At 54.0% G+C, this 13,990-nt stretch carries 19 protein-coding genes and 1 riboswitch; of the genes, 6 read left to right on the forward strand and 13 right to left on the reverse strand.

All coding sequences use genetic code 11. The features are described from left to right. Positions 1 to 21: 21 nt before the first annotated feature. The 10 genes from KNP06_RS05840 to KNP06_RS05885 form a co-directional block, all read right to left on the reverse strand. Positions 22 to 819, reverse strand: coding sequence for a GNAT family N-acetyltransferase (locus KNP06_RS05840; protein WP_138858599.1), 798 nt, complete (start codon positions 817 to 819; stop codon positions 22 to 24). A gap of 67 nt (positions 820 to 886) precedes the next feature. Continuing rightward, complete coding sequence (locus tag KNP06_RS05845; protein ID WP_214753427.1) at positions 887 to 1,954, reverse strand: saccharopine dehydrogenase family protein; 1,068 nt, start codon at positions 1,952 to 1,954, stop codon at positions 887 to 889. Positions 1,955 to 2,014: 60 nt separating this feature from the next. Then, on the reverse strand, positions 2,015 to 2,491 hold the full coding sequence (locus tag KNP06_RS05850) for a hypothetical protein (RefSeq protein ID WP_214788150.1): 477 nt from the start codon (positions 2,489 to 2,491) through the stop codon (positions 2,015 to 2,017). 90 nt (positions 2,492 to 2,581) lie between these two features. After that, positions 2,582 to 3,211 (reverse strand): NADPH-dependent FMN reductase, encoded by a 630-nt coding sequence (locus tag KNP06_RS05855; protein ID WP_214709146.1) that lies wholly within the window; start codon positions 3,209 to 3,211, stop codon positions 2,582 to 2,584. After that, positions 3,208 to 4,200: a ring-cleaving dioxygenase gene (locus tag KNP06_RS05860; RefSeq protein WP_214788153.1), complete on the reverse strand. Its 993-nt coding sequence runs from the start codon at positions 4,198 to 4,200 to the stop codon at positions 3,208 to 3,210. Before KNP06_RS05860 ends, KNP06_RS05855 begins: the two co-directional genes overlap by 4 nt. Positions 4,201 to 4,235: 35 nt before the next feature. Beyond that, the gene (locus KNP06_RS05865; RefSeq protein ID WP_251130185.1) at positions 4,236 to 4,670 is read right to left on the reverse strand and encodes a MarR family winged helix-turn-helix transcriptional regulator; all 435 of its coding nucleotides are present in this window, start codon (positions 4,668 to 4,670) and stop codon (positions 4,236 to 4,238) included. Positions 4,671 to 4,808: 138 nt separating this feature from the next. Then, entirely contained in the window at positions 4,809 to 5,936 is a 1,128-nt protein-coding gene (locus KNP06_RS05870) for a tetratricopeptide repeat protein (protein ID WP_214788159.1), read from the reverse strand. Between the two features lie 49 nt (positions 5,937 to 5,985). Next, entirely contained in the window at positions 5,986 to 6,525 is a 540-nt protein-coding gene (locus KNP06_RS05875; protein ID WP_214711191.1) for a ribonuclease FAU-1 family protein, read from the reverse strand. 64 nt (positions 6,526 to 6,589) lie between these two features. After that, entirely contained in the window at positions 6,590 to 7,642 is a 1,053-nt protein-coding gene (locus tag KNP06_RS05880) for a DUF58 domain-containing protein (protein ID WP_214788162.1), read from the reverse strand. Between the two features lie 3 nt (positions 7,643 to 7,645). After that, entirely contained in the window at positions 7,646 to 8,566 is a 921-nt protein-coding gene (locus KNP06_RS05885; protein ID WP_214788165.1) for an AAA family ATPase, read from the reverse strand. Between the two features lie 98 nt (positions 8,567 to 8,664). Here KNP06_RS05885 and KNP06_RS05890 point away from each other — a divergent pair, with 98 nt between their 5' ends. Together KNP06_RS05890 and KNP06_RS05895 are read left to right on the forward strand one after the other, a co-directional pair. Next, positions 8,665 to 9,357, forward strand: coding sequence for a hypothetical protein (locus tag KNP06_RS05890; RefSeq protein WP_214788168.1), 693 nt, complete (start codon positions 8,665 to 8,667; stop codon positions 9,355 to 9,357). A 92-nt stretch (positions 9,358 to 9,449) separates the two neighbouring features. Next, positions 9,450 to 10,196, forward strand: coding sequence for a hypothetical protein (locus KNP06_RS05895; RefSeq protein WP_214788171.1), 747 nt, complete (start codon positions 9,450 to 9,452; stop codon positions 10,194 to 10,196). Between the two features lies 1 nt (position 10,197). Here the strand turns inward: KNP06_RS05895 and KNP06_RS05900 are convergent, their stop codons facing one another. Then, positions 10,198 to 11,166 (reverse strand): aminoglycoside phosphotransferase family protein, encoded by a 969-nt coding sequence (locus tag KNP06_RS05900; RefSeq protein WP_214788174.1) that lies wholly within the window; start codon positions 11,164 to 11,166, stop codon positions 10,198 to 10,200. A gap of 42 nt (positions 11,167 to 11,208) precedes the next feature. Between KNP06_RS05900 and KNP06_RS05905 the strand changes: the two genes are divergently transcribed. From KNP06_RS05905 to KNP06_RS05915, 3 genes are all read left to right on the forward strand, one after another. Next, positions 11,209 to 11,529 (forward strand): hypothetical protein, encoded by a 321-nt coding sequence (locus KNP06_RS05905; RefSeq protein WP_214788177.1) that lies wholly within the window; start codon positions 11,209 to 11,211, stop codon positions 11,527 to 11,529. 24 nt (positions 11,530 to 11,553) lie between these two features. Beyond that, positions 11,554 to 11,652, forward strand: a riboswitch (TPP riboswitch). Between the two features lie 64 nt (positions 11,653 to 11,716). Continuing rightward, the gene (gene thiW / locus KNP06_RS05910) at positions 11,717 to 12,205 is read left to right on the forward strand and encodes an energy coupling factor transporter S component ThiW (RefSeq protein WP_214711184.1); all 489 of its coding nucleotides are present in this window, start codon (positions 11,717 to 11,719) and stop codon (positions 12,203 to 12,205) included. A 64-nt stretch (positions 12,206 to 12,269) separates the two neighbouring features. After that, positions 12,270 to 12,536, forward strand: a complete 267-nt coding sequence (locus KNP06_RS05915; protein WP_214788180.1) for a hypothetical protein — start codon at positions 12,270 to 12,272, stop codon at positions 12,534 to 12,536. Here KNP06_RS05915 and KNP06_RS05920 read toward each other — a convergent pair. Both KNP06_RS05920 and KNP06_RS05925 read right to left on the reverse strand, forming a co-directional pair. After that, positions 12,531 to 13,010 (reverse strand): GNAT family N-acetyltransferase, encoded by a 480-nt coding sequence (locus KNP06_RS05920; RefSeq protein WP_214788182.1) that lies wholly within the window; start codon positions 13,008 to 13,010, stop codon positions 12,531 to 12,533. The two genes, KNP06_RS05915 and KNP06_RS05920, sit on opposite strands and share 6 nt — an antisense overlap. Next, positions 12,992 to 13,492: a YcxB family protein gene (locus tag KNP06_RS05925; RefSeq protein ID WP_214788185.1), complete on the reverse strand. Its 501-nt coding sequence runs from the start codon at positions 13,490 to 13,492 to the stop codon at positions 12,992 to 12,994. Before KNP06_RS05925 ends, KNP06_RS05920 begins: the two co-directional genes overlap by 19 nt. Positions 13,493 to 13,585: 93 nt before the next feature. Here KNP06_RS05925 and KNP06_RS05930 point away from each other — a divergent pair, with 93 nt between their 5' ends. Then, positions 13,586 to 13,984, forward strand: coding sequence for a VOC family protein (locus KNP06_RS05930; protein ID WP_214788187.1), 399 nt, complete (start codon positions 13,586 to 13,588; stop codon positions 13,982 to 13,984). Positions 13,985 to 13,990: the final 6 nt, after the last annotated feature.

Here is a 13,990-nt window from a genome sequence, read left to right on the forward strand (position 1 = left end):
TCGCCCCGCAGGGCGACCTGTTTATTTGAGGATCGGGCTTTTCATGACCGCTTTCTGATAGAACGGGATAAAACCTAAACGCTCCATGTTGCGGCCCGAGGCCGTATCGACTTTCGTTGTGACGGTCACGTACTGACAACCCGCTGCTTTCGCGGCGGCAATCCGCTCCAAGATGAGCTGTGTCTGGTAACCTTTGTTTCGGTAAGCTGGGATTGTGCTTGTCAAAAACAGTTCGCCCATCCCATCCTGGATGGCAAGAATACCACCGGCGACAGCCGTCTCACCTTCGCGGACGAGAAATGCTTGGTTTTCGGGGAGCGCGTAGAAACCTTTCGCTGTATCAATCGTCTCTTGTAAAATCGTTCCCGTCTCGGCAAAGCCAGCCGCGATGGCCCGGGCCCATTCGTTTACGTTATCGGCGTTCACCCGTTCGACCGCGTCCGGTTCATCTGATGGGAACACGAACGCATTCACGTCGAGCAACCAGACGTCGAGGAAGTGGTCGAGCGTATAGTTTCGTTCTTGCAGCAACCGAAGGAGCGACATGTCCGCGAGTGGACAGACTTCGATATGTAGGCGGGACACGTTCTTCCCGCGCACCCACTTCTCCATCTGGTGCAAATCGTAAAAACTGGTCGGTCGATTCAACCCGAAGCCGACCGCGAAACTCGTATTGCCCATCCGGAAGACGTGGCCCTTGTTTTCAACAATCAATTCCGAACCTTCATAGGGAGGGGTCTGTTTACGATGCCGAATATAGGCAGACGTCCCTTCCGCTTTGATGCGTTCGATCCGCCTGGCTAGTTCTAAGCGTCTCATCTCATTCCCTCCCTACTAATCTCCCCTGAGTTTACCACACTTCGATTGCGAACAGATTGTGATTCCGTTACAGCCGGACCTCATCGACGACAAATGACGATGATCCTTCGATTTCTTCGATGAAGTGCGACCCGAACAGCATCGCCGGTGTAAAGCTACCTGGGATGACACGGCCCGATCCGACAAGACGCTTCACGACCTCAAGTGCGCCGTACACGGTGAAGGCATACGTGCTCGCCGTCTTAATGCGAACGATCACTTTGCGTCCTGAGGCGTCCGTCGCCTCGCCCCAGACATACGTCGATGATTGCTCCCGCTCCGACTCATCCGGTCCGCTCACGTGCTCATCAACGTAACGGAGCAGCTTTCCTTGCACCGCGTCGCTGCCAAGAATCGGGCCGAACCAAGATAAGAGACGCGCCCCGTAAGCGTAAGCCGTCGGGACCGGGACCCACGTCGTGATGTTCGGGATACCCGTCGTATAATAGGCGGTCGAGACATCCCCCCATGGAATCGCAAGTGCCGTTTTCTTGCCGCGTCCGAAATCGATGTGACGGCGTTTCGCCCCGAGCGGGAATGGTGTCAGTTCGCCATCTTTCCGTTCGGCACTGCTCGACCCGAGTCCGCGGATGGCTGTTTTCAGCGTCCCGCGTGAGATACCGGCGGCCGCCGAGAAGCCGAGTGCTAGATTCGTCGCATCCGGCATCAGCTCTTTCAACTTGCGGGCCACACAGTCGGTCGGGATGACGTCAAAGCCGACACCCGAACAAAGCAACACGCCGGCCTCTTGTGCGAGCTTGGCCCGTTTCTTCGAGTGGATGTATTCGAACACTTCGATTTCCCCGGTAATATCCAAGTAATGCGTCTTCGTGGCGAGGCACGCCTCGACCATCGGCCGACTCGTATCGGCGAACGGTCCGGCACAGTGTAACACGAGGTCGATGTCTTCCAATTGGCGCGTCGCCTTATCGAACGACAAGTTAAAAACGCGCGTCTCACACGCGAGCTCTTCCCCGAGCTTTGCGATTGCGTCCGCACGCCGACCCGCGAGCACCGGTGTCATCCCTTCTTTTACTGCTTGCCGGGCAATCAGTTCGCCTGTATAGCCGTTCGCCCCATAAATCATCCATTTCATCACGATTCCTCCTTCAACTCTACAAACATGTCTTTTCTTTGTTCCCTATCCTGCCAACTTTCACCCGTGTAACCGATGCATCACTTCTTGCATCACACCAATCAAATAAACGATGCCAACAGCCGTCACTATGACACCGACGGGGATGACGAGACTCGACCACACCTGCCTTGTTGCGAACCGACAGCCCTTATATGTCAAGTAGCGATCAATCGCCCAATATAATAGCGCCGCCCCTAAACTGAGCCAGAGCAAGACGAGCCCGAACCCGATATGTAACCCAAACGAGACGAGCGGCCCGAACCGCTTCGACATCCGGCGTGTCACCCAATCGCTGAACACCGACGTCAACACGCCGTACGTGACGATGACCGGGAAACTAACTGCTAAATAAGTTGCCGTCAACATCAATAGCTCATTCACCGTATCGCTCACCCCACCGCTGTCCGGATATTGCGGGATGACGACCCAACACGCCAACAAGAGTGCATAAATCGGGGCCGTGAGCGACGCCGCGACAATTTTCCGAGCCCACATGCTCATTCCCCCCTTCTTCTACTCCAACTTTACATGACCCGTAAAAAAAGCGCACAAAAAAACCAGCCTGTTTAAAGGCTGGCCAAATACTTAGTTGTTCGCAGCTTCTGCCGCTTTCGTGCGGACCGTCTGCATCGCTTCTGTCCATGGGACGAGCTGGTCGAGCATGTCGTTGACCGATTGGACTTGAACGTCTTTCGGTGCGAAATGTGTCCCGTTCTCGAAGTCCGTGAAGAGCGAGAGGGCTGGGTGGACACGGACGTGGGCGATCAAGAGCTCGCTCAACACGCCGCGTAAGTGTTCTGTCGCACGCGCACCGCCGACCGAACCGTATGAGACGATGCCGGCTGCTTTGTTATGCCATTCGTTACGTAAGTAGTCGAGAGCATTTTTGAGCGCGCCTGTGATTGAGTGGTTGTATTCTTGGACGATGAAGACGAAGCCGTCCATCTCTGCGATTTTCTCAGACCATGCCGCCGCACCTGATGCGTCGCCGCCTGGTTCGCCGAGAAGCGGAAGGCTGTAGTCTGCGATATCGATGATTTCATAGTTAGCGTCACCGCGTTTGTCCGCGAGTTCTTTCACCCATTCTCCGACTTGTGGGCTGACGCGTCCTTCACGAGTAGATCCGAGTACGATTCCAATTTTCAACATGTTAGTTCCTCCTTGTGAGTTGGTTGGTTCTTCTTGTTTACCGAACAAACGATTTAAAAAGCTCATTTCATTCCCTCATATTCTTTCTCAAACGTTTTTGTACTTCTGACCGTATCAATCGGTCGAACCATCGCTTCAATCTGTTCCCGCTTCGGCTCTAAGAACGGCGGGAGTGACAATTTCTCACCGACCGTCTCATACGGCTCATCGCCCATGAACCCTGGTCCGTCCGTTGCCCATTCGAACAGGATTTGCGGCGCGACGCGTGCGTAAGACGATTCAAAGAAGAAGCGGTCGACATAGCCTGATGTCGGTAACCCGAACTGTTGCAATCGTGCCGTCCATTCATCGAGGACACTGCGGTCATCGACACGGAAAGCGACGTGATGCACAGTTCCGAACCCTTGGCGCGCGACTGGTGACGTCTCGTCATGAATGACGACGACTTGCGCTCCGTTTCCACCCTCACCTCCTTCAAAGAGATGCGCGTCGCCTTCTTGTCCGATCTCTTCGAACAACATGACTTGCTCCATCACTTGTTTGAAATACATAAAGTCCGCGATGCGGATGAAGATTGGACCGAGGCCCGTGATGGCGTACTCGAGCGGGACCGGGCCGTTTTGCCACGGTTCGCCTGACGCGACGCCAACGTTGAACTCATCTGAGATGAGCTGGTACGCCTGCTCGTCGAAATCGACGAACGAAAGCGTCTTCTTGCCGAACTGCTCGGCGATGCCTTCATGCTTCACTCCGAGGCGGTCGAATCGACGTTCCCAATATGTGAGTGCCTCGTCGGTCGGGACGCGGAACGACGTCTTGGCGATTTCATTCGTCCCATGCACGCCTTTTGGGATGCCAGGGAAATCGAAGAACGTCATATCTGTTCCAGCGCTGCCTTTGTCATCGGCGAAAAATAAGTGGTACGTCTGAATGTCGTCTTGGTTGACCGTCTTTTTGACGAGACGCATCCCAAGGACGTTCGTGAAGAAGTCATAGTTCTTCTCGGCGCTGCTCGTAATCGCCGTCACGTGGTGAATTCCTTTTACATGGTTCATTCGAATCGCTCCTTAAAATCTTGATTTCGAGATAATCAGTTAAAATTTTTTGACACTTCGGCGCGTTTGCCGACCGTCTTCAATTGAGTAATTGTATTTGCTAAATCGAGACCGTCGAAGAGCTCGTCCATTCGTCGTTCATGGGCTGGAAAGATGCATGACATAAGTGTCTGTCCTTCCTCTGTCAGTGCCGCATACGTGACGCGACGGTCGCTAGGACACGCTTTGCGGATCAAATAGCCTTTCGCTTCGAGCCGGTCGACGATGTATGTCATGCTCCCGCTCGTCAATAATACTTTTTTGCCGATCATTTGAATCGGTTGGTCGCCTTTATGGTACAGCAATTCCAGGACCGAGAACTCGGTCGGATTCAGCCCGTACTCGGCGACTTCATGCTTGACCACGTCTTGAATCGATTGCGAGGCCCGAAGCAACACCGTGATCGCTTTTAACGTTTGTCGTTCTTCCATGTGTTCCCCTCCTCTGCTGAGAGAAAACAATACTTTAAATTTCATTATCTTTAATTCGAGATAAATATAACACGCTAAATTTGATGGGTCAATCAATTTGTCTCAAAAAAAAAAGACGAGTTGCCTCGTCTTGTCGTTTCAGTCATACGTCTCATCCAAGTTACGCGCATAAAACGCGATGGCGCGACGATACCGTTTGATGCTGTCATCCGGCTCCGGGCTTGCGAGCAGTTCGAGCAACGTACCGGTCGCTTCCTTATGGCGACCGAGGTTATAGCGGGTCATCGCCTGGAACACTTTGAGCGCCCCGATGTCTGGGAACTGCTCAATCGCCTTGGCAAACAACGCCTCAGCGTCCTCATAGCGGCCGAGCGCCCGATACGTGCTGCCGAGTCCGATATACGTCTCCCGAAGCTCTTCGCCGGCGAGGCCGAGCCGGATTGCCCGTTCATAATGCGGGACGGCTTGACGCTCTTCCCCGAGCGAGTCATAACACCAGGCGCAATGGGCATGCAGGCGTGGGTTCTTCTCGTCTTGTCGGAGCAACATGAGTAGCAACTGCTTTGCCCGTTCGAGCTCTCCGTTCTCGCGGAGACGAATCGCTTCGTCGAGCCCCTTCTCTTCTGAGGTTTGAACTTCCAAGTCACTCAAGTCATCAAGCCACGCTTGCAACAATTCGTAATAGCGACCGACATGGACGCCATCGACGAGGGCATGGTGGGCTTGGACCGAGAGCGGCATCGTCATCCGGTCACCGGTCTCCGTGAATTTGCCCCAAGCGATGCGCGGCACCGTATCATGCTGTTGATCGTGTGTCGGGTGGCTGATGCTCGTGAACGTGACCCAGGGCACGCTCGTGATGTAAAGCAGACTGTCCGGCTCATCGTCGCCGACGACGACTTCCCGTTTCGCCCCGCTCATCCGGGCCGTCACTTCTTCCATGAAGTCCGGGAACGTGTCTTTATAGGTCGCCGTGCAAAAGTTGAAGACGTCATCGTCCATCATGACGGTGAACGATGGATGTACGACGTCGTGCTCGATGACCTCGTCGCCGCGAATGCGGTAGCGAAGCTCCGGGATGGCGTTCGCCGTCTTGACAGCACCGTACAAGAACAGTTTAAAGAACGACTGGCCGGTCCGTTTGGCGTGCGCATGTAACTTCGTCACATCAACGCTCGCCGTCACGTTGAAATGCGGAGCGTCGAACGCCTTGAAGAATTCGTAGTGCTTCTTGCGCGACCACGTCTCGATATTGATGATTTTCATGATTCGTCCCCTTGTTTTTTCTTTCACTGTACCAAAGGGAACAGGCCGTTCAAAGTTTTTGCTTCAATTCGGTGTAATGCTCGTTCGCCAAGTCGAAATAGACGAAGTCCCGACGTTCAATCCGGTCGAGCGTCGCATGGAAGTCGCGCCAGCCCTGTTCGACGAGCTCCGGCGTCAGTTCTCCGGCCTCCGTCGCTTCCTCGAACTCGTCCTCGTCTTTGCGGACGACGTCCCCGTTCGGGAAGATGAGGATGTCGAGCAACAAGTCGTCCATATACGGGATTCCATCCTCATATCCGATTGCTTCGACGATATCGATGTACCATTGGACGATTTGCCCTTCCTCATTAAACATGACGGTCACACCGAACGGCTCGTCGTCCGGGAAGTATTGGAGCCAGGCGTATCCGGCATCGGCGACGATGAACTCTTCTCCCTTGTGCATTTTATATTGAGGTGCGCGGACCGCATCGATTTGAAACAAGGCGACGGTCCCGGAGAAACGGTCATCATGGATTTCCATCTGCGCGTAGCGATGTTGTAAGATGCGTTCCCAGTCCCGGCGATTGGCAAATTTTCGTTTTGGCATATGTCTCTCTCCTTTTGACCCAATTCATACGTAAAGAGTTCGCCAAAATCCGACATTTCCCTGTTCAATCGTACAGATTGTGTTGATTGAACGAGACGAGGTGGCTTTGCTTCAATCGTTTTCGCTCGACCATCCGCGTAAAAGCATCGGTCGAGATGAACCGGTTGCCTGGGTGGATCGTCGCCAACTGCAGCAAGATGAATCGTATGCCGCGCTCACCTTCCTGAAGCGGGACATGGAGCATCGTCCCATCCTCATTGAATCGATTTATGAACAACTCGATTTTGCAGTCCTCTTTTAACAGGCGCGATGTGACGAAGGCGGTTTGGCTGATGAGCGATTCGAAGTCGTGATGGAGCGTATAACCGGACGGACCATTCAAATCCAAGGCAAACGTGAACGTATCGAGCGTCGTCTGTTGAAATACTTTTGACTGCAGTCGTCCGAGTTTGGCGGTCGCGTACCAATCGATCTCCTTCACCGGTTCCCCTTCATACGGTTTCGACCCGATTAGTTGCAACGGATTTCGAAGCGGTGACGCCAAGAGCGGCCGGTCCCCGAGCGCTAACCGTTTCGTCCCGACCGGTGGATGCAACAGGAGCGATGGAAGGACGGTCCACTCTATATCGACCGGTCGTTCATATAAATACGTCCCGAGACGGAACGGAAGCGTGACGGCGATGACGCATTCCTCGAACGTGGCTGGACCTCGATACTCGGCGCGCACGACCAATTCGTGGCGGGTGCGACCGACATCGACCTTATAGTCGAGCACGTTCGGAAGGCGCTCATGCGCCGGAAAGCTTATTCCCGAGCTCGACTTCAAACGAATGCGAAGTGGCAGGCCGAGCCGGTCCAACTCGCCCACCCCATCGACCACTAATACGAGCCGACTCTCGTCCCCGACAAACAGCAGTTCTTCGTATTGCGTGAACTGGAGATCGATGTGCCGCTCGAGTTGTTGCCGCGTCCGCTCGAGCATCCAAATCGCACTCGCTACAATGAAGCATATGTAACCCAATCCGTATACGTATGGGAAGAACACGAGCATGGCTCCGCTCACGATATATATAGGGAGGAGCCTTCGCTGCAACCAAGCGTGCGTGGACAGGATCATGCGTCAGCCCTCGACCGGCACGGGCACGGTGTCTAAAATGTGTGCAATGACGTTCGCTTTGGTCGACTTAATGCCGCCTTCAAGCGTCAAGCTGATCCGATGGGCGAGCACGTACGGCGCCACGGCTTTGACGTCTTCTGGGATGACGTACAGTCGGCCGGCCAAATAGGCATAACTTTGACACGCGCGGAGCAGCGCGATCGCGCCGCGCGGGCTGACCCCGACCTCGACGGACGCGTGCGCCCGGGTCGCATGGACGAGACCGAGCATATAGTCGAGGACATCGTCTTGAATCGCGACTTGTCTCGTCTCGGCCTGCGCTTCTTGCAGCGAGGCGAGTGACGTCACGGCCTCGACTTGTTTGCGGGTCTCGGTCAACACTTGCAACAACAATTCTCGCTCTTCGGCGGCTTCCGGATAGCCGACCGGAATCGAGATGAGGAACCGGTCGAGTTGCGCGTCCGGAAGAGGGAACGTCCCAGCCGATTCAATCGGGTTTTGCGTCGCGATGACGAAAAACGGCTTCGGCATCGGATACGTCTTCCCGCCGATTGACACTTGTCGTTCCTCCATCGCTTCTAACAGCGCCGACTGGGTGCGCGGGACGGCCCGGTTGATTTCATCAATCAAGACGATGTTCGCAAAAATCGGACCTTGCCGATGGTCAAATCCTTGCGTCTGCATATTGAAGTAGTCGGTCCCGATGACGTCGGACGGGAGCAAATCGGCCGTAAATTGGATGCGCGAGAATGACCCGTCCAAACTGCCGGCAATCGCTTTGGCGAGCAACGTCTTCCCAGTTCCAGGTACGTCCTCGAGCAAGATATGTCCTTCGGCGAGAAGTGCCGTGCAGCAGAGACGAACGACCTCTTCTTTCCCTAAATACACTTCATTCAACTGTTTGATGAACGCTTCGATTCCCATTTCGTTCCCCTCCGTTGGTAGATGTCTCATTCGAAGTTTACCTGTTTATGGTAATATAGACAATAAATAGTCTGAACATTCCGATAAGGAGGGAAAAGATGAAGTGGTCGTCTCGATTTATAGGGTTCCTTGTTATGACAGCTTGTCTCGTTGTGACATTCGTCTTCATTAGCAAGGAGACGTTCAGTTGGCTTCAAACGATCAATACACCTGCTCCAAGTAGTGTGATCGAAATGGGCAAGCCAGAAGAGGCACCACCGCCAAAAGGTGGTATTGATTTGGGTTCTACCGATGAGAAGGGAAACGGGGGAGAACGGCAAGTGAAGGAAGACATGCTCAAATTCAAATTTGGTAGCGGGGATGGTGATGCCCCAGGCGGACTCGGCACATTGTTCGCCTTCCTTGCTGCCATCGGGTTGACCGTCTATGGCGTGCGTAGATGGCTGCGTCGTCGACGGGGGAAAGGATTCACGTTTTCTAGTAGACAGAATGCCTTGGCGCCACTGTCTCTCAACGCGGACACATCGATTGAGGCACGGACGTTCCCGATGCTCACGAGTATCGAACTGAGGGATTGGCTGATCACGTTCAACGCGTCGCTCGCCCCTGAGTTAAAACTTCGGAAGAATGAGACGGTCGTCGACTGGTTCGAGCGCATCGAGCTGACAGATATCGACGCCTCGCTCTATCATCTGATTCGCTATGGTCCCGCATCCGATCATGACATCCCGTTCGATCAACAACAACGATTTCACGAGGCACTCGACCGTTACTTGAAGCGGCAACCCTGAGCGAGAAAGTACCCGGGTTCTCAATGACTGGCAAACATGCTACGCTCATTGATAACAGGAAAAAAATGTAACTTTCTTAGGAGGTTTGATTGATGAAACGCCTAGGCCTACTCGGATTCAGTGTGTTTTTATTGACCGGGTGCACCGATTCCGTTGAGCAACCCATCGTCCCAACCGATACAAATGAGCCGTCGTCCGAAGACATCACCGCTTGGACGCGAGAAGATTTTAAGGACGTCTTCGACCAATACGAAAAAGTAGCGCCGCTCTTGACGGCACTCGAGAACGATGGACTCACCCCGTTCCGCGAGACGTTCGAGCACGTCGTCATCGCCGGCGACGGCATCCATCATACATACGCCGATATCCATCCGTTCAAACTCGACGACGGCACTTATGCCACCATCTATGAGAGTGAAAATGGAGACATCGCCAACGGTCCCGAGTCGGTCGCGCCACTGTTTTGGCAAGAGGCGTCGTTCCTCCAATTCGTCGAAGAGATCGAGAAGCGAAAATATGGGGCGAGTGCCCCACCGACGGACGTCGTCCTGACCGAAGGCGAGTTTCAGGCGCTCTATAACCGCCACGCCTACACATCCGCGCTCATCGTCGAGCTCGATGAATGGGGCGTCCAAGTCACGCGTGACCCGCTCGAGAACGTCATCATCGCTGGGAACGGGGTCAAGGAAGTGAAGGCCGATTTGATCGTCTTTGAAGTCGAGGGTGGCTACGCCATCGTCTATGACCGAGACGGTGAGATCTTCAAAGGACCGGAGTCGATTGCTCCGCTGTTTTGGAGCGAGACGGATTATGAAAACCTACTCGAGAAACATGAATGACTTATGGGAAGCGTCGTTTCAAGTCCCGGTACTCGAGTAGCAAATTGAGCCATTGCGCCGGCTTATCGCTCGACTCAGCTACATCGTACCGGTACTTCGTCACATATACATGCCACGACAAGGCACGATAGACGCAACCGAGCTCTTCGGCGATCAATAGATGACGCCAAAGTACGTCCTTGGGTGCGACGCCGCTCCACGCTTCCAAGTAAACCGTACGCATCGTTTGAATCTGTTCATACCAGGCGACCTCGTCTTCTTCCGGCAATAAGTCGTACAGCGCGTTCCAAAACACGCGCACGCTGAAAAACGGATGCGTGACGGTCGCGTCGCCCCAGTCGAGGATACACAAATCATTCGTCCGTTCCCGCCAGAAGATGTTGCCGCCGTGCAAATCACCGTGCTCGAGACTCATCGGCATCCCAATCGCCAGCTCATCGCACATCGCGATCAATTCATCTTGAAGCGCGAGCATGGCCTCGGCTTTGTATTGCTCGAGCCCGGCGCAGAGCTCAGGTAAATACGCACGGATTTCGTCCTTCAACTTGTCCGGTCGGCGGTCCGGGATGCCGTAAGACAAGCAGGTCTCGATCTGGTCGATCTCCTGTCGCTGCAGCTGTGCGTATTGACGCAACGCCGCTTCGTATCGACTCACGTTAGGTCGTTCACGTAACGCCTCACCGCCGATGTCTCGCATGAGTAACCAATGCTGAGCGAACTCGATGGCGATGACGTCAGGGATGAGACCCGGATGCCGCTCGGCTAGAAGCGCCGTCAGTCCGGCCTCGCCACGGCTGATGTCGGTCACCGCTTTGGCATAGTAACGTTCCTCATCGAGCGCGCCAACAAGCAAGTACGTCAAATCGGTATCTTTGATCACGTGCCACCTCGCATTCGGCACGTTTGCCTCAATCCATCGTTCGAACCGTTCACGAAACGATCGGTCACGCCATGGGATTGCCTGTCTCATCCTGTTCACCCTTTCTTTCATCATCTCCTAGGAGGAAACGATATGGACGTTGTATATTACTCATACCCGGTCGATGCCATCTTGTATATGTATTTAGGGGCGACGGCCGTTGTCAGTCTTCTCATTGGTCTGCTCGTCTGGCGTCTGTTCAAGCGACGGGATGTCGCCTTTTGGACCACGCTCGTGCTCAGCTTCATCGGGGTCTCGCTCTCGCTCGTTTGGTTTCAACAGGCGTCCGTCGCCGTGTTCATGGGGACACTCCCGTGGTTGATCAATCTCGTCTTCTCCCTTTTGTTGTACGGTCTGTTCGTCGGCATCATCTATGTCACGTTCCGACCACGAAAGCTCGACCGCGTCCAATGACGGTATGCTATACTCATGTTAATAAACGACCACTAGGGGAGCCTTCGGGCTGAGACGGCATGCGCCGGACCCTTCGAACCTGATCTGGCTCATACCAGCGTAGGGAAGTGGTGTGGGATTCGTCTGTCTTTCCACGCCACTTTTCCACTTGGAGAAGTGGCGTTTTCATTTTGAAAGGAGACTATCTATGCGTATTCAACAACTCACTTGGATGGCGATGCTCATCGCCATCGCCGTCATCGGTTCCCTGTTCATCTCGATTCCGACCGGTGTCGCCCGTGCCTATCCGATTCAACATATGGTGAACGTCATCGCCGCCGTCACCGTCGGGCCGATCGGGGCCGTTCTCGTTGCGTTCGTGACCGGAATCGTCCGTGTCATGACCGGTACCGGGTCGCTCTTGGCCTTTCCCGGAGGTATGATTGGGGCGCTTTTGGCCGGGGTCTTCTATATGAAGACGAACCGCGTCGCCTTCGCCGCATTTGGTGAAGTCATCGGGACCGGCCTCATCGCTTCGCTCGTCGCCGTCCCGTACGCCAAGGTGTTGATGGGGACCGAGTTCGGGGCGCTGTTCTTCTTCCCAGCCTTCCTTGCCTCGAGTGTGACTGGGGCCGTGCTCGGCTGGATCGTCTTGGCTCGGGTCAAGCAATTACGACCGCTCACGGTGAAACGATAAATAGGAGTTCCCCCCGCTGAAAAAAATGGTAAAATCAGGATAACACATACTGGGAGGTCATTTCTTGAATCGATTGACGCTATTATTGGCGGCCACCGCTTGCCTGTTCATGTCCGGTCTCTTGTACACGCTCGAACGCATCGCCACGTTCACCCGCTGGAATGCTCAGATTGCGACAGGCACGTTTTCCAGCGAGCCGATGTTCGTCGATGTGCTGCTCCAAAACGTGTTCATCTCGATTTTCGGAGTGGCCGCGATCGTTCTCTTTTTCAAAGCGGGCAGTGCTGTCCAAAATACAACGTCCACAAAAGCAGGGACAGCCGACTCATGACGGCTGTCCCTGCTTAACGTGATACACCCAAATCTCTTCCCCGTTTGCCTCATCAATCAGGCCACTGTCGACAAATCCCCCCTTCGCATAGAACCGTTTTGCCGGTTCGTTCATCGGATGCAAACTGAGGATGAGGTCATCGACATCGAAGCGTTCTTGCATCCACTGAATCGCAAGTTGTAAACATGTTGAACCGATACCTTTCCCTTGCTCTGTCACATCGATCATAAATCGATCGAGCCAGATGTAACGCTCCACCTTGTTCTCTGCCCCAATCATCATGAAGCCGACGGGATGATCATCGCGACAAAGTGCATAGCACTGCCACGCATATTTGACATCGGTTTCCATCTCGCGGAGCGATTCGGCGTTTGTTTCGATAAAGCGAGCTTGGTCAGAAGCGACGGTCAAGGCGACAACAGCCTCCCGGTTCGTGTCATCGACAAGTTGAATCGTCAGCGTATCGGCAGCCATCGGCGCACCTCTTCCATGTCCAGTCCGCGCTTCGGCAAGATATAGGCGCTGACCGAGGAGTTGTATAGATACACATAATCGTCCTCCTCGACGACTTCCTTGATTCCTGCCCATGACACACGCGTCTCGCCGAACTCATTTAAATCGCGCAGACCAGTCTCCTCCAAATCCATCGTGTGGGGACCAATCATACCTTCGTTGCTGCGTTCGTCGATGAGACGCCGCGTCTGCTTCCGGACGTGCCGTTCAAAGTATTTCGGATAATATAGGAACCACAGAACGCTCGCGATTCCGTATATCCCGTACAGCCACCAGTCCGTCTCTTGGAGCCACGTCGCCAGCACGAAAGCAGCGCCTAAAAAGATAAGTGGTCCGATGATTCGCTGCAGGAGAATCATTCGCTTTCCGGTCTTCGAACGTTTAATATGGCTCAAGTTGAACCGGATATAGTCGTCTTCTGTCAATTCGTATTGGATTTTCATCATCATTCCCTCCTCGGTGTCCTATACGTCTCACGTGAAGAAAAGTTCCGTTCAGAACGTTGATTCGATACACTAAAACAAAGGAGTGACATCATGAAACAAATCCATCACATCTGTATTCAAACACCCGACTATGAGGCGTCCAAACAATTTTATGAGGCGCTCGGCTTCGAGCTCGTTCAAGAGTCGCCCGACTTTCATACGCGCGCGTACAACAGCTGGCTCAAACTCGGTGACTTTTATATCGAGCTTCAAACGGCAAAAGTCGACGAGACGTTGTCGCCTTATTCGAAGCACGTGGCCGGCCCGGTCCACTTCGCGCTTTATGTCGATGACCTCGAAGCGGAAGTGAGACGGCTAGAATCACTTGGCGTGACGTTCCTACCAAAGCACGGCGGGAACATTTACTTCGTCGTTGACGGTCATTTGAGTAAATTAAAAGCTCCGGAAGGCACGATTATCGAGCTCCGGGACACGTTTGTCATCAAGTGAGGCGCT

The organism is Exiguobacterium sp. s21, from assembly GCF_018617975.1.
In the GTDB taxonomy this organism is placed as follows: domain Bacteria; phylum Bacillota; class Bacilli; order Exiguobacteriales; family Exiguobacteriaceae; genus Exiguobacterium; species Exiguobacterium mexicanum_A.